Annotated in this window: 22 protein-coding genes; 11 read left to right on the top strand and 11 right to left on the bottom strand. The window is 70.0% G+C overall.

Annotated features, from left to right (window positions below; all coding sequences use genetic code 11):
- Window positions 1-70: 70 nt before the first annotated feature.
- Complete coding sequence (locus tag EPL03_RS06945; protein ID WP_135828635.1) at window positions 71-2,257, top strand: thioredoxin domain-containing protein; 2,187 nt, start codon at window positions 71-73, stop codon at window positions 2,255-2,257.
- Here the strand turns inward: EPL03_RS06945 and EPL03_RS06940 are convergent, their stop codons facing one another.
- Window positions 2,258-2,401, bottom strand: coding sequence for a rubrerythrin-like domain-containing protein (locus tag EPL03_RS06940; RefSeq protein ID WP_135828634.1), 144 nt, complete (start codon window positions 2,399-2,401; stop codon window positions 2,258-2,260).
- A gap of 167 nt (window positions 2,402-2,568) precedes the next feature.
- Here EPL03_RS06940 and EPL03_RS06935 point away from each other — a divergent pair, with 167 nt between their 5' ends.
- Both EPL03_RS06935 and EPL03_RS06930 read left to right on the top strand, forming a co-directional pair.
- Window positions 2,569-3,300, top strand: coding sequence for a DUF7504 family protein (locus tag EPL03_RS06935; protein WP_135828633.1), 732 nt, complete (start codon window positions 2,569-2,571; stop codon window positions 3,298-3,300).
- A 48-nt stretch (window positions 3,301-3,348) separates the two neighbouring features.
- Window positions 3,349-5,481 (top strand): CHAT domain-containing protein, encoded by a 2,133-nt coding sequence (locus tag EPL03_RS06930; RefSeq protein ID WP_135828632.1) that lies wholly within the window; start codon window positions 3,349-3,351, stop codon window positions 5,479-5,481.
- 15 nt (window positions 5,482-5,496) lie between these two features.
- Here the strand turns inward: EPL03_RS06930 and EPL03_RS06925 are convergent, their stop codons facing one another.
- Window positions 5,497-5,880, bottom strand: coding sequence for a thioredoxin family protein (locus tag EPL03_RS06925; protein WP_135828631.1), 384 nt, complete (start codon window positions 5,878-5,880; stop codon window positions 5,497-5,499).
- A gap of 598 nt (window positions 5,881-6,478) precedes the next feature.
- On the opposite strand from EPL03_RS06925, the gene EPL03_RS06920 reads away from it, so the two are divergent.
- Together EPL03_RS06920 and EPL03_RS06915 are read left to right on the top strand one after the other, a co-directional pair.
- On the top strand, window positions 6,479-7,456 hold the full coding sequence (locus tag EPL03_RS06920) for a PLP-dependent cysteine synthase family protein (RefSeq protein ID WP_135828630.1): 978 nt from the start codon (window positions 6,479-6,481) through the stop codon (window positions 7,454-7,456).
- Between the two features lie 89 nt (window positions 7,457-7,545).
- Window positions 7,546-7,845, top strand: a complete 300-nt coding sequence (locus EPL03_RS06915; protein ID WP_135828629.1) for a hypothetical protein — start codon at window positions 7,546-7,548, stop codon at window positions 7,843-7,845.
- Window positions 7,846-7,860: 15 nt separating this feature from the next.
- Here the strand turns inward: EPL03_RS06915 and EPL03_RS06910 are convergent, their stop codons facing one another.
- Together EPL03_RS06910 and EPL03_RS06905 are read right to left on the bottom strand one after the other, a co-directional pair.
- A complete protein-coding gene (locus EPL03_RS06910; RefSeq protein WP_135828628.1) occupies window positions 7,861-8,316 on the bottom strand; it encodes a DUF5804 family protein in 456 nt (151 codons plus the stop codon).
- A gap of 111 nt (window positions 8,317-8,427) precedes the next feature.
- Window positions 8,428-9,615 carry a tRNA sulfurtransferase gene (locus EPL03_RS06905; RefSeq protein WP_135828627.1) on the bottom strand — a complete coding sequence of 396 codons (1,188 nt, stop codon included), beginning with the start codon at window positions 9,613-9,615 and terminating at the stop codon, window positions 8,428-8,430.
- 119 nt (window positions 9,616-9,734) lie between these two features.
- Between EPL03_RS06905 and EPL03_RS06900 the strand changes: the two genes are divergently transcribed.
- Complete coding sequence (locus EPL03_RS06900; protein WP_135828626.1) at window positions 9,735-10,916, top strand: redox-regulated ATPase YchF; 1,182 nt, start codon at window positions 9,735-9,737, stop codon at window positions 10,914-10,916.
- On the opposite strand, the gene EPL03_RS06895 is transcribed toward EPL03_RS06900, so the two are convergent.
- The gene (locus tag EPL03_RS06895) at window positions 10,917-11,552 is read right to left on the bottom strand and encodes a type 1 glutamine amidotransferase (protein ID WP_135828625.1); all 636 of its coding nucleotides are present in this window, start codon (window positions 11,550-11,552) and stop codon (window positions 10,917-10,919) included.
- Window positions 11,553-11,696: 144 nt separating this feature from the next.
- Here EPL03_RS06895 and EPL03_RS06890 point away from each other — a divergent pair, with 144 nt between their 5' ends.
- Window positions 11,697-12,233 (top strand): hypothetical protein, encoded by a 537-nt coding sequence (locus EPL03_RS06890; protein WP_135828624.1) that lies wholly within the window; start codon window positions 11,697-11,699, stop codon window positions 12,231-12,233.
- A 24-nt stretch (window positions 12,234-12,257) separates the two neighbouring features.
- On the opposite strand, the gene EPL03_RS06885 is transcribed toward EPL03_RS06890, so the two are convergent.
- The 6 genes from EPL03_RS06885 to EPL03_RS06860 all read right to left on the bottom strand — a co-directional run bounded on the left by EPL03_RS06885 (window position 12,258) and on the right by EPL03_RS06860 (window position 17,370).
- On the bottom strand, window positions 12,258-13,154 hold the full coding sequence (locus tag EPL03_RS06885) for an alpha/beta fold hydrolase (RefSeq protein WP_135828623.1): 897 nt from the start codon (window positions 13,152-13,154) through the stop codon (window positions 12,258-12,260).
- A 244-nt stretch (window positions 13,155-13,398) separates the two neighbouring features.
- Window positions 13,399-14,070, bottom strand: coding sequence for a DUF7282 domain-containing protein (locus EPL03_RS06880; RefSeq protein ID WP_135828622.1), 672 nt, complete (start codon window positions 14,068-14,070; stop codon window positions 13,399-13,401).
- A gap of 276 nt (window positions 14,071-14,346) precedes the next feature.
- Entirely contained in the window at window positions 14,347-15,198 is an 852-nt protein-coding gene (locus EPL03_RS06875; protein ID WP_135828621.1) for a UbiA family prenyltransferase, read from the bottom strand.
- 274 nt (window positions 15,199-15,472) lie between these two features.
- The gene (locus EPL03_RS06870; protein ID WP_135828620.1) at window positions 15,473-15,946 is read right to left on the bottom strand and encodes a DUF5793 family protein; all 474 of its coding nucleotides are present in this window, start codon (window positions 15,944-15,946) and stop codon (window positions 15,473-15,475) included.
- A gap of 305 nt (window positions 15,947-16,251) precedes the next feature.
- A complete protein-coding gene (aglF, locus tag EPL03_RS06865; protein WP_135829519.1) occupies window positions 16,252-17,031 on the bottom strand; it encodes a UTP--glucose-1-phosphate uridylyltransferase AglF in 780 nt (259 codons plus the stop codon).
- Window positions 17,032-17,157: 126 nt separating this feature from the next.
- Window positions 17,158-17,370: a hypothetical protein gene (locus EPL03_RS06860; RefSeq protein WP_135828619.1), complete on the bottom strand. Its 213-nt coding sequence runs from the start codon at window positions 17,368-17,370 to the stop codon at window positions 17,158-17,160.
- 117 nt (window positions 17,371-17,487) lie between these two features.
- On the opposite strand from EPL03_RS06860, the gene EPL03_RS06855 reads away from it, so the two are divergent.
- The 4 genes from EPL03_RS06855 to EPL03_RS20300 all read left to right on the top strand — a co-directional run bounded on the left by EPL03_RS06855 (window position 17,488) and on the right by EPL03_RS20300 (window position 24,119).
- Window positions 17,488-18,816 (top strand): hypothetical protein, encoded by a 1,329-nt coding sequence (locus tag EPL03_RS06855; protein WP_135828618.1) that lies wholly within the window; start codon window positions 17,488-17,490, stop codon window positions 18,814-18,816.
- Window positions 18,817-18,907: 91 nt separating this feature from the next.
- The gene (ggt, locus tag EPL03_RS06850; RefSeq protein ID WP_135828617.1) at window positions 18,908-20,563 is read left to right on the top strand and encodes a gamma-glutamyltransferase; all 1,656 of its coding nucleotides are present in this window, start codon (window positions 18,908-18,910) and stop codon (window positions 20,561-20,563) included.
- Window positions 20,564-21,081: 518 nt separating this feature from the next.
- Window positions 21,082-21,639, top strand: coding sequence for a metal-dependent hydrolase (locus tag EPL03_RS06845; RefSeq protein WP_135828616.1), 558 nt, complete (start codon window positions 21,082-21,084; stop codon window positions 21,637-21,639).
- A 140-nt stretch (window positions 21,640-21,779) separates the two neighbouring features.
- Window positions 21,780-24,119 (top strand): DUF7282 domain-containing protein, encoded by a 2,340-nt coding sequence (locus EPL03_RS20300; protein WP_210424928.1) that lies wholly within the window; start codon window positions 21,780-21,782, stop codon window positions 24,117-24,119.
- The last annotated feature ends 32 nt before the right edge of the window (window positions 24,120-24,151 follow it).

Below are 24,151 nucleotides of genomic sequence, written 5' to 3'. Positions count from 1 at the left end.
CGCCGACTATCCCCCGTCCCTGCTCGCCGAAAGCCCCGACTTTACCCCGCTGGAACCCCTCGTGTGGGGCATGACCGACGCCGACGCGACCGACACCGATTCTACCGAAGGCGACCCCACCGCCCGAAACCGGCTCGACGAGGAGGAGAGCCCGTACCTCCGCCAGCACGCCGACAACCCCGTGCACTGGCAGCCGTGGGACGACGCGGCGCTCGACGCCGCCGCCGAGCGCGACGTGCCCATCTTCCTGTCGGTGGGCTACTCGGCCTGCCACTGGTGTCACGTCATGGAAGAGGAGAGCTTCGAGGACGAGGAGGTCGCCGAACTGCTCAACGAGAACTTCGTCCCCGTCAAGGTCGACCGCGAGGAGCGCCCGGACCTCGACAGCGTCTACCAGACCATCTGTCAGGCCGTCTCCGGGCGGGGCGGCTGGCCCCTGTCGGTCTGGCTCACGCCCGACGGTCGACCGTTCTACGTCGGCACCTACTTCCCCGACGAACCCAAGCGCGGCCAGCCCGCGTTCCCCGACCTGTTGGCGGACATCGCGGCGTCGTGGGCCGACGAGGAGGACCGCCGGGAGATGGAGCGCCGCGCCGACCAGTGGACCGACGCCATCGAGGACGAACTCGAAAGCGTGCCCGACCCCGGCGAGACGCCCGGCGAGGACCTGCTGGCGAGCGCCGCCGACGCCGCCGTCCGGGGTGCCGACCGCGAGTACGGTGGGTGGGGAACCGGCCAGAAGTTCCCCCAGCCCGGCCGAATCCACCTGCTCTTGCGCGCCGCCGACCGCGCGAGCGACGACGAGACCGCCGCCGAGTACCGCGAGGTCGCGACCGAGGCCCTCTCCGCGATGGCCGATGGCGGGCTGTTCGACCACGTCGGCGGCGGCTTCCACCGCTACACCGTCGACCGCGAGTGGGTCGTGCCTCACTTCGAGAAGATGCTGTACGACAACGCCGAGATTCCCCGCGCGATGCTCGCGGGCTATCAGGTCACCGGCGACGACCGATTCGCCGAGGCCGCCCGTCGGACGTTCGAGTTCGTCGAGCGCGAGCTGACCCATCCGGACGGCGGGTTCTACAGCACGCTCGACGCCCAGAGCGAGGGCGAGGAGGGCACCTTCTACGTCTGGACGCCCGAGCAGGTACGGGAGGCGGTCGCGGACGGCGACTGGACCGCCGGCGGAGTCGACGCCGACACCGCCACGGAGCTGTTCTGCGACCGCTACGGCGTCACCGCGTCGGGTAATTTCGAGGGGAAGACGGTGCTGACGGTCAGCGAGTCGGTTCCGGCGCTCGCCGACGCGTACGACATGAGCGACCGCGAGGTCGGGGAGACGCTGGGCGAGGCCCGCAAGCGGGTCTTCGACGCGCGCGAGCGGCGGGCCCGGCCCCGGCGCGACGAGAAGGTGCTGGCGGGCTGGAACGGCCTGCTCGTCTCGGCGCTCGCGGAGGGCGCGCTGGTGCTGGACGACGGCGACCGGTGGGCCGGCCTCGCGGAAGACGCGCTCGACTTCGTCCGCGAGCACCTCTGGAACGCCGAGGAAGGCCGGCTGCGCCGCCGGTACAAGGACGGGAACGTCGCCATCGAGGGCTACCTCGAGGACTACGCCTTCCTCGCGCGCGGCGCGTTGAACTGCTACGAGGCGACCGGCGACCCCGACCACCTCGGGTTCGCGCTCGACCTCGCGGCGGCCATCGCGGCCGAGTTCTGGGACGCCGACGCCGGCACCGTCTACTTCACGCCCGACCGCGGCGAGGAACTGGTCGCGCGCCCGCAGGAACCCCGCGACCAGTCGACGCCCGCCAGTCTCGGCGTGGCGACCGACCTCCTGCTCGCGGTGTCGGCGTTCACCCCAGACGACCGGTTCGAGGAAATCGCCGAGCGCGTGCTCGAAACGCGGGGGCGAGCGATTCGGTCGAACCCGCTCCAGCACGCCTCGCTCGCGCTGGCGGCCGACCGCTATGCGCACGGCTCGCTGGAGGTGACCGCCGTGGCCGACGACCTCCCCGAGTCGTGGCGCGAGGAACTGGCCGACCGCTACCTGCCCGCGCGGCTGCTGTCGCGTCGACCCCCCGGCGACGACGACCTGACCGCGTGGTTGGACCGGCTCGGACTCGACGGCGCGCCGCCGATCTGGGCGGACAGAGACGCCGAGGGCGACGCGCCGACCGCGTACGTCTGCGAGAAGTTCGCGTGTTCGCCTCCGCGGAGCGACCTCGCGGCAGCGCTCGACTGGGCCGACGACGGGACGTGACTACTCTCGCGGGACCGCGATGTTCCGCATCGGCCCCTCGCACTCGGGGCAGGGCCCCGGGAACCCGGCGGCCTCGACGCGGTTTCGGCACTCGTGACACTCGTAGGTCGCGGTACTCGAATCGCGCGTGTTACTTTGTGACATTCTATCACGATGTGGGGCGGATTCACCGTTAAGCGTTTCCCTAATTGGGTTCGAATCGATACTAGGCATTTAATCCCACACGAACGCGCTGGCGTCCGCGTCCACGCATATTTCCCGCCGCCAGCCGGCGAAAGTTTATTAACACTACATCCGCTACGGTCTCGCCAATGACCGACGGGCGTTCGGGCGAACGGGACGACGGGGGCGAATTCCGGGACGTGCTACGGGAGCTGAAGGCCGACGGCTGTAACCTGCTCGTCGTCGGCGACGCCCCGCGACGGCTGTTCACCGAGGCGAGCGCGAGCCTCCTCGGCGGGACCGACGAGCGCCGCTACCGGCTGTTGGCGGTCACCGACGCCAGCGCTCGGAGCGTCGTCGAGCGACTTCCGACCGCCGACGGGGCGTCGGAACCGCCCGCCGAGACGACCGAGATAATCAACCACGCGTCCCCGCCCCGGTCGGTGGTGGAGGCGGGCGGTGGCTCCGGCCGTGAGTCGGTGGGCGAACTGTCCGAGCGGCGGGTGATAGACCCGCAGCTCGGCGGACTGCAGGCCGAACTCGCGGAGGCGATGGCGACGTTCGACCGGCGGGCGGGCGGCCTCGCCCCGGCACAGCTCCGGGTCGGCGTCGACTCGCTGGGCGCGCTGCTCGAACACTACGACCGGGGAGTCGTCGAGCGCTGTCTCCAGGTCGTCACCGGCTACGTGAGCGACTACGACGCCATGGGTCACTACGTCCTGATGGAACCGTTCGAGACCGAGCGCGTCCAGTCGCTCGTCGAACGGTTCGACGCGGTGATAGAACTCCGGCCGGTCGACTCGGCCGGACGCGGCCACCACGCAGAGGAGCGCTGGCACGTTCCGAGCCGCGGCCTCGCAACCGACTGGCTGCCGATATGAGTCGACGGCCCACCGAACGGCGTTCGAACCCCCGGGAGCGATTCCACAATGCAGCCACGCGTTGAACCGCTCGACGACCGGGCCGGCGTGGAGATACTCGACCCGATCGAGGGCCGTCGATTTCTGCTCTACACCGACGAGGACGTGACGCCGACCCGCGGCGACACCGGCTCGTTCGCGTTTCCGGTGTCGGTCGCACACGAGTTCGTCGCCAGCGAACTGGCGTTTCCCTACACGGTCACCGCCGCGGTCCGGGACGCGGCCGACGGCTCGCATATCCTCGACGTGGGCTACGAGGGTCGCCACGAGCTGGAGGCCGACGACTACCTGCTCGAAGTCAACGCGCCGATGAAGCTCTACCTCCGCGTGGAGTCGGCGCTCACCGTCGACGCGACCACCGATCACATCGCCTTCGAGTTCGCCGGCCCGTCCCGGCTCGAACTCGGCGCGCGGTCCCACCACGCGTCGCCGGCCGCGACCGTCACGGTCCCCGACGACCCGCGCGCGGCGATGAGAGCGGTCTCGACGTTCGGCTCCGCGCTCAAGACCACCTCCTGCGAGCGGTCGTGGCCGAGCCTGCGCGGGCATCCGCCCCGCGTCGAACTCGGCGACGAGCTCTCGATTCCCGACGGACTCGACGCGCCCGATTCGGGCGTCACGCTCCACCTTCCGCCCGACTACGAGTACGTGTTCGCCGCCGCGCCGCTGGCGTACTACTTCGGAGCCGACCTCGTCGCCGACGGGACGCCCCGACTGACCGTGGACGGCGGGTTCACCTACCGGTTCGACACCGAGCGGGGGTTCGAGGACGAGGCGATTCGGTTCCTGAAGCGCGCGTTCGTCCTCGACTGCGTGGTCCGAACCGAGGGCTTTCACCCGATGGACCTCCACGAACGACGACTGCTCGAAGCCGACCCGGCCGTCGACCTCGACTTCGCGGCCCTGTACGGTGCGCCGCTGGGCGACCAGCTGGCGGCCTACTGCTCGGTGCCCGACGAGCCGGTCCGGGAGGCGACGCCGACGTGGCACCGAGTCACTCACGTCCGGCCCGACGCCGAGACGGTCGAGCTCCTGCCGTACGTGGTCAACGATTTCTCGCTCGTCCGGGTGGCCTCGCCCGCGGGCGACTCGTCGGGGGTGACCGCGGCCGACCCGGACCCCGACCGGGCCGCGGTGAACTCGTTCAAGCGAGGCTTGCCCGCCGCCGAGCGCCGCGACGCCGGCGTCCCGGACCCCGACGAGTACGTGCCGCTTCCGGAGTCCGACGCCGTCGAGCGAGCGTGGGTCGGCGAGGGGACGCCCGTCCACGGCGCGAAGCTGCTCCGGACGGCGTTCGACCGCGACGAGTCCGACCCGACCGACGGCGTCGTCGACGTGACCGTGGTGTGCAACGACGAGGGGATGCGCGAGGAGTGGAACGCCGTCTCGGAGGCGTACGGCACCGGCGAGACCAGCGACGTCGCTCCGTTCGACGTGGACTGTCGGTTCGGGGTGTCGACCGACGACCTCCGGGGGCTGCTGGCCGACGACCACGACGTGTTCCACTTCGTGGGCCACGTCGACGGGCGCGGGCTCCAGTGCCCGGACGGCGTCGTCGACGCCGAGACGGTCGACCGGACCGGCGCGACCACGGTGTTGCTCAACGCGTGTCGGTCCCACGACCAGGGCGTCGCGCTGGTCGAGGCGGGCGCTCGGGCCGCCATCGTGAGCTGGGCCGACGTGGACAACCACGGCGCTGTCGAGGTCGGCGAGACGTTCGCGCGCCTGCTCGACTACGGGTTCACCGTCGGCGGCGCGCTCGAAATCGTCGAGGAGTTCACGGCCATCGGCCGACACTACGTCGTGGTCGGCGACCCCGGCGTCACCGTCGCCCAGTGCGTCGACAGCAACCCGTTGTGGTGTCGCGTCGGCGACGACGCGGACGACCCGCCGGCCGCGGACGAAGCGCTCGACGTCACCGTCACCACCCAGACCACGCCCCAGGTCAGCATCGGCGGCGTCAACGAACCGTACTTCCCGAAGGAGGACGGCGCGGACTTCTACCTCATCCCCGGCAAACTCGCGACGTTCACGAACACGGGCTCGGAGCTCCGGGAGGTCATCGGCGACTCCCCCATCGCCGTCGACGTGGACGGAACGTTGCGGTGGTCGACCGAGTGGCTCGACGCCGGCGAGGAGTAGGTCGGTGTCGCCGCGTCAGGCCAGCACGTCGGCGTCGAGCAGCCGGTCGGCGACGTACTGGGCCGCCGGGCGGCCCTCGCTCTCCTCGAACCGGGCGATCTCGGTCGTCCCGTCCTCGCCGTCGCGCTCGACCACGATGGTCGGGATGAGCGTCACGTCGTAGGCGTCGACCCCCTCGCCCTGCTTGTCCCGGTCGACCTCGTGGACCGCGACTTCCTCGTCCGGGACGCCCGCCGCGTCGAGCGCAGCGAAGAAGTCGGGCAGGACGGCCCGGCAGTCGCCACACCAGTCGGCTCCCCAGACTCGATAGGTGACCTCGCCGACCGCGGCCTCGATGGCGTCGACGACCTCGCTGTGCGCCTCGGCGTCCCACGTCGGGGTCGGTTCCGTCGTCTCCATGGGCGCGGATTGTCGCTCGACGGGCTTAATCGCAGGGGTGGTGGCAGGTTCCGTCGAGTCGCGGAGGCGGTGCGGTCGCGGATGTGGATGCTGTGTGCGGTCGCGGACGCGGATGCTGTGTGCGGTGCGGGTCTCACAGGCTCAAGCACAGTGGCGGTCGCGGTCACCGGTACAGTCGCGGCTCTCAGTGGCTCAAGCGATAGTAGCGGTCGTTCCCATGGCGGTCTCTACGTCCTCGTTGCTGTGGCGGTCTCTACGTCCTCGTCGACGGTGCCGCCTCTACGTCCTCGTTGACGGCAGCGACGAAGCTAGCTACTGCCGGGACCTATGAGAAACAGCACCGCGACCGCCCCGCAACCACCCCGCCAGCACCGCAACTACACCGCACCCCGACAGCACCGCAACCACACCGCGACCGCTCCGCAACCACCCCGACAGCACCGCAACCACTCCGCCAGTACCATGGCCGCGCCGCAGTTCCCGCAAGCGCCACGACCGCGTCGAAATCGCACTCCATCCGGCACCCCGCTCGCGGAGTACCGGCACGATGTGTCGCGGGGCGTCACTCGTTTATACGCCCAATACCTACCCTGCACCAATGAAAGACTCCGTTCTCGATGCGGTGGGGTCGCCGCTCGTCAGGACCGCCTCGCCCGAGGGCGCGACCGTCGCGGCAAAGCTGGAGGGGTTCAATCCCGGCGGCTCGGCGAAGGACCGTCCGGCCCGCGAGATGGTGGCGGCGGCCGAGCGCGCCGGCGAAATCTCGCCGGGCGACCGCCTGGTCGAACCGACCAGCGGGAACACCGGCATCGGCCTCGCAGTGGTCGCGGCGGCGCGGGGCTACGACCTCACTATCGTAATGCCCGCCTCGAAGTCGCCCGAGCGCCGCCAGCTCCTCCGGGCGTACGGCGCGGACCTCGAACTCGTCGACGGCGACATGGACGACGCCCGCGAGCGCGCCGCCGAAATCGCGGCGTCCGACGGCGCGGTCGAGATGGGCCAGTTCGAGAACCCGGCGAACGCCGAGGCCCACTACCGGACCACGGCCGAGGAGATACTCGAACAGGTCGAGGGCCGCGAAATCGACGCCTTCGTGGCGGGCGTGGGCACCGGCGGCACCATCACGGGCACCGCGACCCGACTCCGCGAGGCGTTCCCCGAGATGGAGGTCGTGGCGGTCGAACCCGAGCGCAATTCGGTGCTGTCCACGGGCGAGTCCGGCGACGACGACTATCAGGGGATGGGCCCGGGGTTCGTCAGCGACGTGCTGGACGTCGACCTGCTCGATTCGGTCGAGACGGTCGCGCTGGACGACGCCGAGCGCGAGGCCCGACGACTCGCTCGCGAGGAGGGCGTCCTCGTCGGCCAGTCGTCGGGCGCGGCGTCGGTCGCGGCCCGCCGGGTCGCCGAGCGCATCGCCCAGCCCCACCTCGACTGCCCGGAGGCCCCCGACGAGTTCGAGGAGATGCTCGCGTCCGACGGCGGCGCGCTCGACGGCTACGACGACTGCCCGCTGGTCGTGACGGTGTTCCCCGACAGCGGCGAGCGCTACCTCTCGACCGGGATGTTCGACTGAGTGGAGGCCGATTTTTGGCCGACGCTCCGAGTCCGAGCCACCGAAAGGTTGAAGCGAGTTCTCTATTCGACGTAGCCAGAGCGACCACGATGATACACTGGCAGACTGCGAAGCGATGGACGTACAGAGGCCGAAGCTGCGAGATACAGCGCGCCAGCGTGGCGGGCGAGTGCGCGTATCGCGGCCTGGTGGCGGTCGACGCAGGCTTGGCCGACCCGGCGCTCGACGACGCGCCCGTGGCCGGCGCTCGGAGGAAACGCCGTCGCGAGCGCCACGACCCGGGGTCGTACCGCGAGTGGGTCTGCTTCCAGTCGTCCGACGAGTCGGTCTCGACCCTCCGCGAGCGGGTCAACGACCTCGCGAGACACGTCGCCGACGCGGAGTGTTGACGCTTCGCTCGGGAATCAGCCGGCGAACTCCGACTCGGTGACGCGGACGACCACCGTGTCGGACACCTCGCGCAGGTCGTAGTCGGGAAGCTCGCCGTCGCGGCGCGCGAGGTACATCGGCTCGACCAGTTCGTCGTCGTCGGTCAGCCCGTACACCTTGAGGTACTCGTCGGTGGCCTCGGGCTCGATTTGGCCGTCCCGAACCGCCTCCGCGAGGTCCCGCGAGAGCCAGTCGGTCTCGCTCACGCTGGGTTCGAGCACGAGCGCGTCCTCGGCGAATCGCACGAGATACCAGTCGAGGTCGTTGCACAGCGCGACCGCCGCGCCGAGGCTGATGGTCTCGACGCCCACGGTGTTGCGGTACGGCTCCCGGAGGTCGTAGGTCGCGAGCGCCTCGCGGGCGGTCTCTCGCGAGAGGAGTTCGCCACGGAGGCGGACGTCCTCCGAACCGACGAGACAGACCCGAGTCACAGTTCGCGGGTGGAGAGGGCGTCGTAAAGCGATTTCGCTCCCGGTCGGGGTCTCGGCCGGCTAGTCGGCGGATTCCGCCCGGGGAGGGGTCGATGCCGGCGTCGGCCGGACTCAGAGTTCGACCAGCGTCGCGTTCGCGGCGGCTTCGCGCGCTCGGTCGTACAGCCCCTCTGGTTGGGCCTCGTCGACTATCCCGGGCGTGGCGTTGGTCTCCGGGAAGTCGGGCGCGATGCGGTTGCACCCGGCCGGAATCGTGGAGTCGCGGAACGTGCCGATACGACGGGCGCGCTCGGTTATCTCGGGCTTGTCCATCGAGAGGAGGGGTCGGTGAATCGGCAGGTCGGTGGCGACGCTGGTGGCCGCGAGGTTCCGCGTCGTCTGGGAGGACTTCTGGCCGACGGCCTCGCCCGTCACGATTCCTGCGGCGTTGGTCTCGCGGGCGACGTGTTCGGCGACGCGGTACATGAACCGCCGATACACCAGCATGCGGGCCGGGCCGACCTCCTCGTCGAGTAGCGCCATCACGTCGCCGGCCGGCACCCGTCGGACGGCCATCTCGAAGTTGGGCGCGTAGTCGGCGAGTCGCCGGACCGTCTCCATCGCGCGGGCCTCGTGGTCCGGGCCGCCGTAGTCGCCGAGTTCGAGGTAGACGGGGACGAGCGGCGCGCCGCGCTTCATCATCTCCCACGCCGCGACCGGCGAGTCGATGCCGCCGCTGACCAGCGCGACCACCTTGCCCTGTGAGCCCAGCGGGAGGCCGCCGGGACCGGCCCGCTGCTCGGTGAAGACGAACGCCTCGTCCTCGCGACACTCCACGAAGAACGTGGCGTCGGGGTCGTCGAGGTCGACCTCGGGGTCGTCGAGTTCCGCGAACACCGCCGCGCCCCCCTCGTTCTCGAGATCCTTGCTCGTGAACGGGTGAGCCTCTGGTTCGCCGGCGCGCCTGGCGTCCACCGCGAAGGTGTCGCCCGCGGCGTCGGTCGCGGCGTACTCGCGTGCTGTCCTGGCCAGCGCGTCGACGATGGCGTCCTCCTCGGGCGGGACGACCAGCGCCGCGCTGGCCGACTGGACGCCGAAGGCGTCGGCCGCCGCGTCGGTCGCGGCGTCGACGGACGACTCGTCGGCGTGGACGAGGAGCCGCGACCACCGGCGCTCGACTTCGGCGTCGACGCCGCGGTCGTCGAGCAGGGCCGCGACGTTGTCCCGGAGCCGACGCTCCATCTCGGTCTGGACCTTCCCGCTCTTGACGCCCACGTCGGCGTGTCTGACGAGGACGGTGTCGGCTCCCGGCGGAATCATGGTCGGGGATAGACGCGAGGCGGATAAACGGGCTTCGATTGGAGTGCAGCCTCGGGCGATGTGGACGCCGCGTCCGCCGAACCGAAAGGCAGTTGCCCCGAACGCCAGTACCCTGGGGCATGATTACCGTCGCGCTGGCTGGCAAGCCCAACGCGGGCAAGTCCACCTTCTACAAGGCGGCGACGATGGCCGACGTGGACGTGGCCAACTACCCGTTCACGACCATCGACGCCAACCGGGGCGTGAGCCACGTCCGAACCGACTGCCCGTGTCTCGACCGCGACGAGCGGTGTGACGCCGACAACTGCGAGGACGGCAAGCGCTACGTCCCCGTCGAGTTGCTCGACGTGGCCGGACTCGTGCCGGGCGCACACGAGGGCCGGGGGCTGGGCAACCAGTTCCTCGACGAGTTGACCAACGCCGACGTCATCGTGAACGTGGTCGACGCGTCGGGCGGCACGAACGAGGAGGGCGAACCCGTCGAGGTCGGCACGTACGACCCGGTCGAGGAGGTCGACTTCGTCGAGGAGGAGATGGACCAGTGGCTCGCGGGCATCGTCGAGCGCAACTGGGAGACCGTCGAGCGCCAGTCGCGCTCGCCCGACTTCGACGTCGACGAGGCGCTGGCCGAGATGCTCACCGGGTTCGGCGCGAGCGAGGCCGACGTGGCCGTCAGCCTGCGCGACCTCGACTATCCCGAGGACCCCATCCAGTGGACCGACGACCACCGCGAGGCGCTGGCCCGCGACGTCCGGGCGCGGACCAAGCCCATCGTCCTCGTCGCCAACAAGGCCGACGTCGCGCCCCCGGAGAACCTCGACCGCCTGCGCGAGACCGGCAAGCCCGTGATTCCCGCGACCGCCGAAGGGGAACTCGCGCTCCGGCAGGCCGCCGAGGCCGGCGCAATCGAGTACGACCCCGGCGACCCGGACTTCGAGGTGGTCGGCGACCTGAGCGACGAGCAGGCGGCGGGCCTCGAAACGATACGCGAGGTGATGGGCGAGTACGACGGTACCGGCGTCCAGACCGCGCTCAACGAGGCGGTGTACGGCCTGCTCGACCGGATTACGGCCTACCCGGTCCAGAACGAGACCCGGTGGACCGACGCGACCGGGACCGTCCTGCCCGACGCCTTCCTCCTCCCGCGCGGGTCGACGCCGCCGGACCTCGCGTACGCGGTCCACTCCGACATCGGCGACGGCTACCTCCACGCGGTCGACGGGAAGACCGACCGCGAGGTGGGAGAGAGCTACGAACTGGAGGAGGGCGACGTGATAAAGATCGTGAGCACGGCGTCGTAGTCACTCGCCCGCCAGTCGCTCGAAGTTCCGGAGCGTCTCCTCGACGCTCACGTCCGAGAACGACAGGTCGGTCTCCGTCCAGCCGAAGTCCGCCCGAATCCGGTCGAGGAGTCGGTCGGTGAACTCCGGGTGGTACTGGACGGTCCAGACCGGCGCGTCGCAGTGTCGCGTGGCGAGGTTCGGGTAGTAGTCGGCCGACCCGATTCGCGCCATCCCCTCGCCGCGCTCGACCACGTGGTCGCCGTGGACCATCGGAATCACGTCGCCGACACCCTCGAACACCGGGTCGTCGGCGAGGTCCGCGCGGACGAGCCGGTGGGTCGGGCCACGGTGTTCGACTCGGCCGCCGAGCGCGTGGTTGACCATCTGGTGGCCGAAACAGATTCCGAGCGTCGGAACCTCGCGCTCGACCAATTCTCGGACGAGGTCGGCTTGCTCGGCCATCCACGGGTAGTCGTCGCGGTCGTACACGCCCGCAGTGCTGCCGCTCATCACGACGCCGTCCACGCCCGCCAGCGAGGGTTGGCCCCCCTCGTCGGCGTAGGTGTACACCTCGTACTCCGAGAGGTACCGGACGATTTCGGGGACGAAGTAGCGCGCGTCGGGGTCCACCTCGTTTTCGAGGACGAGTAACATCCGGTCGAAACCGCGTGGCGCGGCGTCAAAAGCCTGTCCGCTGGGGAAATCCCCGCGACGTTCGGCGGCGCGAGCGGTCGACCGGCCCGCCTCTCGGAATCCTTAGGCGAGTGCTTTTGCCCCTCGCCGTCGTGCGTCGATGCCATGCCATCCGTCGACCCGGACCTCGTGGACCGGCTCGCCCGCCACGACGAGTACTTCACCGCGAAGGACCTCGTTCGATACCTCGAACGCCACCACCCCGTCGAGGGCCCCGGCGTGCCCCGCGACCTCGTCGAAGCCTACGCCGAGGAACTCGACTACGACCGCGACCGGTTCGAGACGTCGCTCGACGACCGGTTGACCGACGCCGAGACGTGGCAGCCCGGCGAGCGACTTTACGAGGTCGACGGCGACCTCAGCGTCTACCCGCCGTCGTGGCACCAGCAGCTCGCCGACACCACCGACCTCGCGGCGTACGTCGAGGTGATGCTCGAGAGCGTGCGCGCTCCCGAGGGCGTCGAGGTCGAGCGCGACCGGCTCGGCATCCGGCAAGCGGACCTGCTGACGGCGGTCGAGATAATCGCCGACGTCGACCGGTCGCGGGCCGCCCAGATGCTCCGGGACCAGCGGCTGGCCGGCGACGTCGTGCTGTACGCCTTCCAGAACCCCGAGGAGATAGTCCGGCTGCCCGAGGACTGACTCGACCCGTTCGGCCGCGAGTCGCTACTCCTCGAAGAACGCGACCAGCGACTCGGTCACCGCGTCGGCGCGGTCGTTCTGGAGCCAGTGGGTCGCGTCGGGGAAGCGTTCGATTCGGAGGTCGGGCACCCACCGCTCCAGCCCCTCGGTCAACTCCGGGCCGAGCGCGACGTCGTCCTCGCCCCAGAGCAGGAGGGTCGGGACGCGGACCGTCCGCTTCGGGCGTTCGTCGGCGACGAGCGCACGGACCTCCTCGCGGACGCCCGCGCGGAACAGCGCCCGGTAGTAGTTCAGCGCGGCGGTGAGCGCGCCCGGCCGACTCGCCGCCCGGCGGTAGCGCCGCAGGTCGGTCCCGTCGAACGTGTCGGGCTTGGAGGCGCTCCGGAGCATCGCCGTGAGTCCCCGCCCGCCCAACGCCCCCAGCGTGGCCTCCGGGAGCCACGGAAGCTGGAAGGCGAGGGCGTACAGCGACCGCCGACGTTGCTCGGGGCTCGAACGCAGGACCGCCCGATAGCGTCCCGGGTGGGGCGCGTTCAGCACCGCGAGTCGGTCGACCACCTCGGGCCGGCGAATCGCGGTCTCCCACGCCACGACGCCGCCCCAGTCGTGGCCGACGACGTGTGCCCGCTCGCGGTCGAACTGGTCGACCAGCCCCGCCACGTCCCCGACCAGTCGCTCGACCGCGTAGCTGTCGACGCCGTGGGGTTTTTCCGACCGGTTGTACCCCCGCATGTCCGGGGCGACCACGCGGAACCCGGCGTCGGCCAGCGCGGGAATCTGGCGTCGCCACGAGTACCAGAACTCCGGGAACCCGTGGAGCAGGACAACGAGCGGGTCGGCCTCGTCCCCGGCGGTCACGCAGTGGAGTCGAACGTCGTTCGCGATCAACTGTTCGTGGCTCCACCGTCCGTCGAGTGCCATACCGGACGTGCGAGCGAAACCGGATTAAACGTTGAGGTGAAACCGGCCGGCATCGCCGACGATTCCCGGGCCTCCAGCCGCGACGACATCGAAATCCCCGTGCGGGCGGACGGCGTCACCGGAATCGCGGACCTGACGGGGCGGGCGCTGAGCGTCGACGAACTCGAAGCGCAGTGGGTCGGGCGATGCCGCGAACTCGCCGATTCCGAGCGAAAAAACGAATCCGACTGCGGACCGCTCGCGCCTACGCTTCTTCGGTCGTGGTTTCGGCGTCCTCCTCGTCGGCGGCGGTGGTCTCGCCCGCGTCCTCGACGGTCACGTTCGCCCAGTCGACGACGGCCGCGCCGTCCTCGGTGTAGGGGTCGTCGGCCTCGGGGAACTCGTACATCTGGTTGTCGTTGGTGTCGAGGTGGGCCATGGCGATCACGACCTGACTCTCGTCGAGCGGCGCGTCGAGTTCGACCGTCACGTTCTCGTGGGTCCCGGCCTCGAGGTACGTCGAGTTACCGAGGACCTCGCCCGCGGTGTACTCCTGGGCCATCCCCTCGCCCGCGTCGGTCTCCATCGCGGTGTCCATCTCGGTCTCGGTCGCCATCTCCGTCTCCATCGTGGTTTCGTCCTCCATCATGGTCTCGGTCGCCGTCCCCTCGGCGGCGTGGATTACCACGAACCCGCCCTCGGGAACCATCACCTCGTCGACCGTCACCGTGCTACCGTTCGAGGACTGGTCCTCGACGGTGACGCTGGCGCTCTCGGCCGCAGTCGTCTCCTGGGTCATCGCCGTCGTCGTCTCCTCCATTGTCGTCTCCTGTGCCATCGCGGCGTCGCCGGTCGCGCCGGCACCGACCACCAGCGCTGCGGACGTTCCAACCGCGAGCATCGCGACTATCGCTACGAGCGTTGCTTTTCGTGTCATTCTACGAACCTCAAGTGGGATACGACCGAGTTCGGAAAGAAGGGGTCCAATCGTTCACGGGCGAACGGCCGACTACCCGAGACGTACGCCGTGGCTACGTTCGGGTAACGCGACCCGTGCAGTCTCGTCGTCGCGGTTACCCGCGTCGAACGCGGATTACGCCGCCTCGTCGCCGGGAAACCCTCGGTTTCCCGCGCGTCGTCGGGGCGTTCGGCCCCGGCTCGAGTTCGACCAGCGCGTTCGAGGATACGTATCGCCCGTCGCTCCGTCTCCGAATCATCCCAGCGGCCGGAACCACACCGCGACGAGCAACAGCGCGAGGAACACGTACGACCCCCGGACCAACAGCATCGTCGCCAGTTCTGGGTCCGCTCGGCGGGCCACGACCGCGACGACGCCGAACCCCGCGACCGCGGCGACGCTGCTCGGCGGAAACACCGCCAGCGCCGCGAGTGCGACCACGACCGCCAGTCCGGCCGCCATCAGGGCGTAGGCGGCGGTCCGGGCGCGTCGCGGGCCGAGCGCCACCGCCACGGTGCGCTTGCGAATCGAGCGGTCGTAGTCGAAGTCCTGCGCGTCGTCGACGACCTTCACGCCCGACAGCACGAGCAAGAAGACGAGCGCGAACGCGAGGGGGACGGCTCCGAGTCCGCCGGCCTGCGCGTAGAACCCGCCGAGGATGGCGAGCGCGACCCCCAGCGGGTAGCCCGTCGTCGCGGTCACGGGGTTCGTGTCCAGCTGGGGCGCGTGGTGGTAGGCGACGAGCCACGTCGGCAGGGTCAGGAGGGCCGCCCCCGCCCCGGCGACCGCCCAGAGGCCGAGCAGGCACGCGACGAACAGCGCCGTGGAACCGACCAGCGCCCCACGGCACCCGACCGCGGTGAGCGGATGGTCGTCGTCCTCGTCGCGGACGTGGAAGTCGACGTAGCCGTCCTTGACGTGGGCGGTGTACACCGCCGCGAAGATGGCGACCGCGTGGAGCGCTCCCGGGCCGGGCGCGAACGCGCCCGCGAGCACGCCGCCGAACAGCGAGCACGCGACCGGCGGGAGCATGAACACGGGGTGGACCTGCGACGCGAGCGCGCGGGTCGCGGGACCGACGCCGGACCCCCGTCGCGAGATGGGCATGGTCCACTCGAACGGGAGCCTGCCCAATAAACGCTCAGGGTGGCGTCCGGGGTGTGGCGTCCGTGGGCGGTCGCGCCGGACCGAAATCCCCTACCACTAAGCCGGGGAGCGCCATAGCCTCCGATATGGACCTTCCGAAGATCACCGAACCGCAGGGGTTGTTCGACACGCTCATCGCACTCATCGTCGTGCTCTCGGCCGTCGTCCTCGGGGCGTTGCTGGCGTTCGGGTCGCTCTGACGCGCGCCCGACGACCGCGTGGGTCGGCCCGCGACTCAGAGTTCGACGCCGCTGGGGATGAGGCTGTGCTTGCGGAGCAGGTTCCCCTCGTCGTTGTACACGAGGAACGTGGCCTTGTCGTACTCGACGAGGTCCTCGCCGTCGATGGTTATCTCGACGTGGTAGCGCCCGTCCATGTCGCCGGTCTCCTTGCCGTACTCGCGGGCCGCCGTGATGAACTTGAGCACGTCGTCGGCGTCCTGGTTGAGTTCGAGCACGAAGTCGCCGGTGATGCGGTTGGTGACGCTGACGACGCCCGCGGTGTCCCCGCCGTCGACCGGCCCCTGAAGCCGGTACGCGACGTCGGTCTCCCCCGCGTCGAGCAGTTCGTCACCCGTCCCCGTGAGGCGCTCGCGGAGGGTCGAGGCCGGACCCTCGAAGTCGATGTGTACTGTCGGCTTCCTCGCGTCGTCGCCGTCCTCGACCCAATCGACGTTCCGAGCGTCCAGCGTGAAGTAGTCGCGCCTCATTCCGTACGTCGTACTACGGCCCGCCCCGTCATGAACGTAACGCCACCGGAACCGTCGAGGTCGAACCACGGCGGTCGGTTCGGAGCGCCGTCGTCGGCCCGACTCCCGCTGGGACCCGGGTGCAGTCCTCGTCGAGGCCTCGGCGCTTGGGCTCGTCACCCGTTACGAGCGCGTCCCCGGTCGCTGTCTCGTGCACGTCACGGACTTCCAGAAGGGTCGGGCGTCGGTATCCCGACGGTCGCGCTCGACGTCTGGGGCCTAGGTCTCCGGGGGCCCCGCCGTCGGTCGGTCCGGGTCGCCTGGTCTCAGTCGGCCGACGTCTCGGCGGCGGACTCCCCAGCTTCCGCCTCGGCGGACTCGACGTCCTCGGGGTCCTCGCCCCGGAGGAGCCGCTCGGCCCGCTCGCGGTCCTCGGGGTAGCCGACGTCGACCCGCCAGCCGTCCATCCGGATGGCGTCGATGGTCCGCCCGCTCCGGATGAGCAGGTCGACCGCCTCGCTGATCTCGTACTCGCCGCGGTTCGACGGCTGGACCAGGTGACACGCGTGGAAGATAGCGGGCGTGAACGTGTAGAAGCCGGTCATCACCAGATTCGACGGCGGGTCGTCGGGCTTCTCGACCACGTCCGTAATCTCGCCGTAGTCGTTCGTGTCGCAGACGCCGTACCGCCCCGCCTCCTCGTCGGGGACCTCTTCGGTCAGGAACGCGGCGTCCGCTCGGTCCTCCTGGTGGCGATTCACGACGTCGCCCAGATTCGCGTCGAAGACGTTGTCGCCCAGCATCAGCATGAAATCGTCGTCGACGTACTCCTCGACCGTCAGTAAGGCGTGAGCCAGCCCCTTCTGCTCGCGCTGGTGGGCGTACGTCACCGGAATCCCGTCGAACGCGTCGCCGTAGTGCTCGATGATGTCCTGCTTGCGATACCCCACCACCACCACGAACTCGTCCGCGCCCAGTTCCGCCAGTTGCTCGAAGCAGTGGGTCAAGATGGGCTCGCCGTCCACCTCGACCATGCCCTTGGGCTTGTCCTCCGTGAGCGGCCGCAATCGGGTCCCCTCCCCGGCGGCCAGCACGACTGCTTTCATTCCCATTCCCAACCGCCACGACGCCGTCAGCTATTAAATAAACCACGGCTATTTGAAATCTCGGGGCCGCCACCGCGACGGGACGGGAGCCCGAATCGCGGCGTCGGGGCGAATCCAGTGGGTCGGTCAGGCGAACAGCACCCACGCCAGCACGCCCATCGTGAGCAACGAGAGCAGGGCGGGCAGGAGCGCCAGCAGGGCGGACGAGAGCCGGTCGAGCCGCTGCTCCTGGTCGACGGGCACGAGCACGGTGTAGCCACACTCGACGCACTGCTTGCGGTCGGTGCGGTGCTTTCGCCCGCAGTCCTTGCACTCCCACTGGTTCGACCCGAGCGCCATCGTGTGTCAAGCGACTCCATGTACTCCCCTGATATAGGCTTTGGGACGCCGCCGAGCGGCGAATGCGCTCCACAAGACATTTGCTGGCTCACCGAACAGCCCTACTCGACGCCCTCCATGCCCTCCAGACTCACTCGCAGACGAGTCCTCGGCGGACTCGCGGGCGGGAGCGCGGCCGGCTTCGCGGGCTACCGACTCCTGCCGCCGACCCTCCTCCCGGACCCCGTTCTCCGCCTCCGGACCGAGCGCAGGCCCGTGCCCGAGGTCGACACCGCGCTGGCGGTCTCGCCCGACGCCCTCGACGACTCGCGCGAGCACCTCCGGGACGTAATCGACCGCGCCGAGTCGGCGTGGGACGCGGTCGAGGACGCGGACGTCGAGACCCAGAACGAGGAGTTCGACCGGGGCCTCGAAAGCACCCTCGACACCGCCCGCGAGCAACTCGACGCGGCCGAGGGAGCCGACCCGACCACGGACGCGCTCCGGACGCTCCGGTTCGGCGTGAACCGCGCGGCGTGGTCGCTCGGGGCCGCGCGAGCGATCGCCGACGACTACACCGCCGAGGAGTTGAACGAGCGCTCGACCGCCCTCCACGACGACGCGAACGACTTCGCGGACCGGATGGGCTACGGGGTCGCCGACCCGCGCCGGGGGCTGGCCGTCCTCGCCCGGACCGAGCGCGCGCTCTACTTCGCCCGGATGAAGGCCTACGGGCAGGTGTACGTGTCGGGCGAGGCGGTCGCCAAGGAGGAGTACGACTACCGCGAGGCCGTCGAGGCGATTCGGGGCGCGATAGACGGCCGGCGCTGGCTCGGCGACGCGCGGGCCATCTACGAGGCCCACCGGTCGAACGTCGACGAGGCGTCCGCGAGCGAGGTCGCCGACCTCGAAGCCCACCTCGACCGGACGTGGCGGGACCTCGCGGCGCGAATCGACGAGGAGTTCCCCGACCGAGACGCCGCCCTCGACAGGTACGCCGAGCGCGACGACGAGGGCGCGCAGAGCCGCGCGGTCTCCGAACTGCTCCACGACGGGCTGTATCAGGCCTACGACGCCCGACCGCCGACCGACGGCCTCCGGGGCGGACTGCTGGCCCGCGCCGCGCTCGAACACGCCAAGGCGCTCCAGCACGGCCGCGCCTTCCAGTCGGCGATAGAGCGACTCGACGCCGCGTTCGCCGACGACGCGGTCGACGCGACGCTGGCGGCCCGCACGAAGCGCGAGGCGACCGGGCGGCTTCGGGAGCTGCTCGCCGACGCCGACGACCCGCTGACGCGCGAACTCGCCGCCCGGCCGCGCGAGGAGGTCGTCATCGGCGACTGGCCCTACGAGTGGGGGTCGTCGGGCGACCACGAGTACCCCAACGCCGAGGCGTACGTGATGTACCTGCTCGGGAGCGAGATCGCACGTGCCACGCCGGACGTGCGCGACCTGCTCCTGCCGTGAGTCGACGCGCTCCCGTCGCGAGGAGCGGTCCGCCAGTCCCCACGCTGCCCCTTCCCCGTCGCTTTTGACCCCCGGCGCGCAACCCCCTGCCATGACCGACCCCGACCGATTCGGTTCGCGCCGCTCGACCGTCTACGCGCCGAACGGACTGGTCGCCACCAGCCAACCGCTCGCCGCCGAGGCGGGCGTCCAGATGCTCCGCGAGGGCGGCAACGCCTTCGACGCGGCGGTCGCGACCGCCGCCGCGCTCAACGTGGTCGAACCCACGAGCACCGGCCTCGGCGGCGACGTGTTCGCGTGCTACCGGACCGCCGACGGCGAGGTGGGCGCGCTGCGCTCCTGTGGCGGCGCGCCGGCCGACGCGACGATAGCGAACGTCCGCGAGGCGCTTCGCGAGGACCCGGACGCCGACGAGTACTACCCCGCCTCGCGGGGGTACGCCACCGACGCCGACGGCGAGGCCGGGATGCCGTTCCTCGGGCCCCACGCGGTGACGGTGCCCGGCACGGCGCGGGGCTGGGAGACGACCGTGCAGGAGTTGGGGAAACTCACCCTCGCGGACGCGCTCGGACCCGCAATCGAGTACGCCACCGAGGGGTATCCCGTCTCGGAGATCATCGCCTCCCACTGGACGGGCGCGGAGGACCTCTTTACCGACGACCACGCCCGCGAGGCGTTCCTGAAGGACGGCCGCGCGCCCGGCGTCGGCGAGACGATGCGGTTGCCCCGGCTCGGCGAGTCGCTGCGGACGATAGCCGAGCGCGGCGCTGATGTGGTCTACGAGGGCGAAATCGCCGAGCAGATCGCGGCCGAGGTACAGGACCACGGCGGATTCATGACGGTCGACGACCTGGCGGCCTTCGAACCGGAGTTCGTCGAGCCGGTCTCGACCACCTACAACGGCGCGGAGATTTTCGAGTTGCCGCCGAACAATCAGGGTCTCATCGCGTTAGAGGCGCTGAACATCGCGGAGGAACTCGGCGCGGGCGACTATCCGCTCGACTCGCCCGAGCGCATCCACTACTTCGCGGAGGCGACCAAGCGCGCGTTCCACGACGGCCACCGCTACGTCACCGACCCCGAGTACGAGGACGTTCCGGCGCTCGGGTCGAAGAAGTGGGCCGCCCAGCGCGCGAAAGGCATCGACGAGACGCCCGACCACGACGTGTCGTTCGGCGTGCCCGACTCCCACGCCGAGGACGCCGACACCGTGTTGCTCACGGCGGCCGACGACGAGGGCAACGTGGTGTCGTACATCAACTCCCGGTTCGCCGGCTTCGGGTCGGGACTGGTCGCGGGCGAGACGGGCATCGCGCTCCAGAATCGCGGGGCCTCATTCTCGCTCGACCGCGAGCATCCCAACAGCCTCGAACCCGGCAAGCGGCCGTTCCACACGCTGATTCCCGCGATGGCGCGGTTCGGCGAGGACGACTGGGCGGCGTTCGGCGTGATGGGCGGGTTCATGCAACCGCAGGGCCACGTCCAGGTCATCTCGAACGTCGTGGACTACGACATGCCCCTGCAGGCCGCCCTCGACCACCCGAGGTGGCGCTACCGCGAGTCGGGCGAGCTCGCAATCGAGGGCCGGGTCGACGGCGCGACCGCGTCGAAACTCGCCCGGATGGGCCACGACGTGCGCGTGCTCCCGCCGGTGATGTTCGGCGGCGCGCAGGTCACCCGCCGGCGGGGCGGGACGCTCTCGGGCGCGACCGAGCCACGGAAGGACGGCACCGCGACGGGGTACTGAGACCGGTCGACTCGGCCGGTCGTCCGTTCTACGAGTCTATCGGTCTGTGACCTCGTTTCGTTCGTGTTCGGTGATTCTAACGTGCGTGTTCGGTGATTCTAACGTGCGTGTTCGGTGATTCTAACGTGCGTGTTCGGTGATTCCAACGGCGTCGGCGCGCGCCGTGCGGCCCTCGTGGCCGCACGCAACGCGCGAGGGAGGCGACCGCGTTCATGCGGTCGCCGAGGCTGGGGAGGGATGCGGCTCCCGCCGTGCGGCGGTGCTGTGCGGTCACTCACTTGTCGAGGTAGTAGCTAGCTCCCTCGTCGCTCATCCCGCCCCGATGGCGGAGACACTCTCACGTCACCCCCTACAGACGATTCAGGGGTCTGATTTCTGCTTGAGCCGAGGAGACCGCACAGCACCACAGTCGCAGCCACACAGTCCGCCCGAATCACGTCCACAGCCAGTCCCCCCGAACCACCTCCACAGCCAGTCCCCCCCGAAGACCTAACCTCGCGCGTCGCCAACCGAGTGTCATGTGGCCGTGGGGGCATCTCGCGGTGGGGTATCTCGTCTACTCGCTGGCGGTCCGCCTCCGGGAACGCCGACCGCCGACCGGGCCGGCCGCGATAGCCCTCGCGTTCGGCACCCAGTTTCCCGACCTCGTGGACAAGCCCCTGGCGTGGACCGTCGACCTCCTCCCGAACGGTCGGTCGCTGGCCCACTCGCTGCTCGCGGCGCTACTCGTCGTCGTCGCGGTCGGGGTGGTCCTCCGGCGCTGGCATCGTGGCGGCGTCGCGACCGCGTTCGGCGTCGGCTACCTCACGCACCTGTTCGGCGACGCGCTCCCGCCGGCGGTGTCGGGCGACGTCGACGCGCTGGGGTTCCTGGCGTGGCCGCTCGCGCCGCCCGTCGAGTACGGGACCGAGCAGAGCTTCGCGGCCCACCTCGGAGAACTCGGGCTCGACGCGGTCGTCTCCGTCGAGTTCGGCCTCGCGGCGGCCGTGGTCGCGCTCTGGCTGGTCGACGGCGCGCCGGGCGCTCGCACCGCCGCGGCGGTGCCGCGCTGGGTCGGCCGGAAGCTGTCGACGTGACGGAAATCCCAGTATCCCGTCCGAGTGGACGGTCGTCGGAAATCGCACGCGGGGCGACGTACGGCGTCTGAGACGGTCGCTATCGGACGCCAGCGGATTTATTGTCGTCGTGGTCGTCTCTCCCTCGGGGGAGAAATCGAATGCGACGCAAGCACGCGACACTTCTCGTAGCGATAGCCGTCGTCGTCGGCGGGGTGCCCACCACGCTCGGTGCGGTGGGGGCCGACGACGGGGCGGCGACTGATGCCATCGAGAGAACGGGGGGAACAGAGCTCGACGCGGCTACACAGGCGGACGTCGGGCCCGCTGTGCAGGAACAGAACGCGACGGTGACCTTCGAGGACCAGCCCTCGAACGGGACCGCGGTCACCGTCGCGGAGGCGAATCTGAGCGACGGCGGGTTCGTCGCCGTCCACACCACCGAACTCCTGAACGGGTCGGTCCTCGACAGCGTTGTCGGCGTCTCGGCGTACCTCGACCCGGGGAGCACCGAGAACGTGACCGTGGAACTCGACGAGTCGCTCGACGAGTCACAGCAGCTCATCGCGGTCGCGTACAGCGACACCGACGACGACGAGGAGTTCGACTTCGCCGAGTCCGAGGGAGCCACGGACGGCGCGTACCTGAGCCAGGGCCAGCAGATCGTCACCGCCACCGCTCAGGTGACCGTCGAGGCGGACGCGGAAACGCCGACCGAGGAGACCACCACCGGGGAACCCACGGCGACTACCACAGCGGAGACCACTACGACCGAAGAGACGACGACCGAGGAATCGACCGAAACGACGGCGGAGACCACCACCGAGGAATCCACGGAGACGACGGTCGAGACGGTGACGCCGACCACTACCGAGGAGCCGACTACGGCCGAGCCGACCACGGAAGAGCCCACGGAGACGACGCCGGAGGAGACGACTACGACCGAGGAGATTACAACGACCGAGGAGATTACGACGACCGAGGAGACGACGGAGACCACTACGACTACCGAAACGACGACCACGACTGAGGAGACGACCACGACTGAGGAGACGACTACGACCGAGGAGATTACGACGACCGAGGAGACGACTACGACCGAGGAGACGACGGAGACCACTACGACTACCGAAACGACGACCACGACTGAGGAGACGACCACGACCGAAGAGCCCGAACCGTCGGTGGAGGAGCGACAGGTCGAGTTCTCCGTCGACAACGTCCACGTCGAACACCTCTCGTTCGTCGCTGGCGAGGGCGAGGTCGACCGGACCGTCGCGGTCGAGGACGCGACCGTGGCCGACCGGACGCTCGAACTCGACGTCACGGAGTTCCTGTACGACGAGGGCGACGCCAGCGACGGGGCGGACTCCGACGCGTCGACCGGACAGACGGTCCGGTTCGTCTTCCGGAACGTCACGGTCCAGAACGTCGACTTCGTCCTCACGGTTCCCGAGGACCTGCCGCTGGCGTACGACGGCGAGGAACTCCCCGAAGAGACGACGACTACGGAGGAGACGATGACTACGGAGGAGACCACGACCGAAGCGACCACGACTACGGAGGAGACCACGACCGAAGCGACCACGACTACGGAGGAGACCACGACCGAAGCGACCACGACCACCACGGGGGAGACCACCACTGACGGGACGACGACCACCGAAGAGCAGACCGAAACCACGACCGCGCCCGGCGGCCCCGACGCGGACGTCGAATCGCTCCGCGTCACGGACCTCAGCGTTCCCAGCACCGTCGTTCTCGACGAGGGCGAGCTGGTCGTGAACGCCCGACTGGACAACCCCGGCGAGGGGACCGTGACCGACACGGCACAGCTCCGCGTCGGCGGCACGGTCGTCGCCGAGCAGGAAGTCGAGGTCGGACCCGGCGAGACCGAGTCGGTCCAGTTCCGGCTCGAGAGTTCCGAACTCGACGTCGAACCGGGCGAGACGTTCGTCGGCGTGCTGACCCGCGACTACGGGCAGGTCGGCGTCGTCGACGTCCGCGAGACGGGCGACGCCGACGACGGGACCACGACCGAGGAACCGACCGAAACGACGGGGGAGACCACCACCGAAGAGCCGACCGAGACGACCACCGAGGAGACCGACGATACGACGACGGAGACCGAGGAAACGACCACTGAGGCCGACGAGACCACCACCGAGGAGGAAGCGGAGGACGCGGACGAGGCCTCGCTGCGCGTGTCCGGGCTCGACGCGCCCGGCGCTATCGTCCTCGACGACGGGACGCTGGCCGCGAGCGCGGACCTCCGGAATCCCGGCGAGGAGACCGTGACCGACACGGCACAGCTCCGGGTGAACGGGACGGTCGTCGCCGAGCAGGAAGTCGAGGTCGGACCCGGCGAGACCGAGACCGTCGAGTTCGAGGTCAGCGAAGCGGACCTCGACCTCGCGCCCGGCGAAGCGTTCCTCGAAGTGCTCACGCGCGAGTACGGCGAGTCCATCACCGTGACCGTCGAGGAAGAGTCGAGCGACTGAGAGGCGACGACCGGACCGAGCGACGGGACCAC

The organism is Halorussus halobius, from assembly GCF_004765805.1.
Classification (GTDB): domain Archaea; phylum Halobacteriota; class Halobacteria; order Halobacteriales; family Haladaptataceae; genus Halorussus; species Halorussus halobius.
This window is presented reverse-complemented; position numbering and strand designations above follow the sequence as displayed.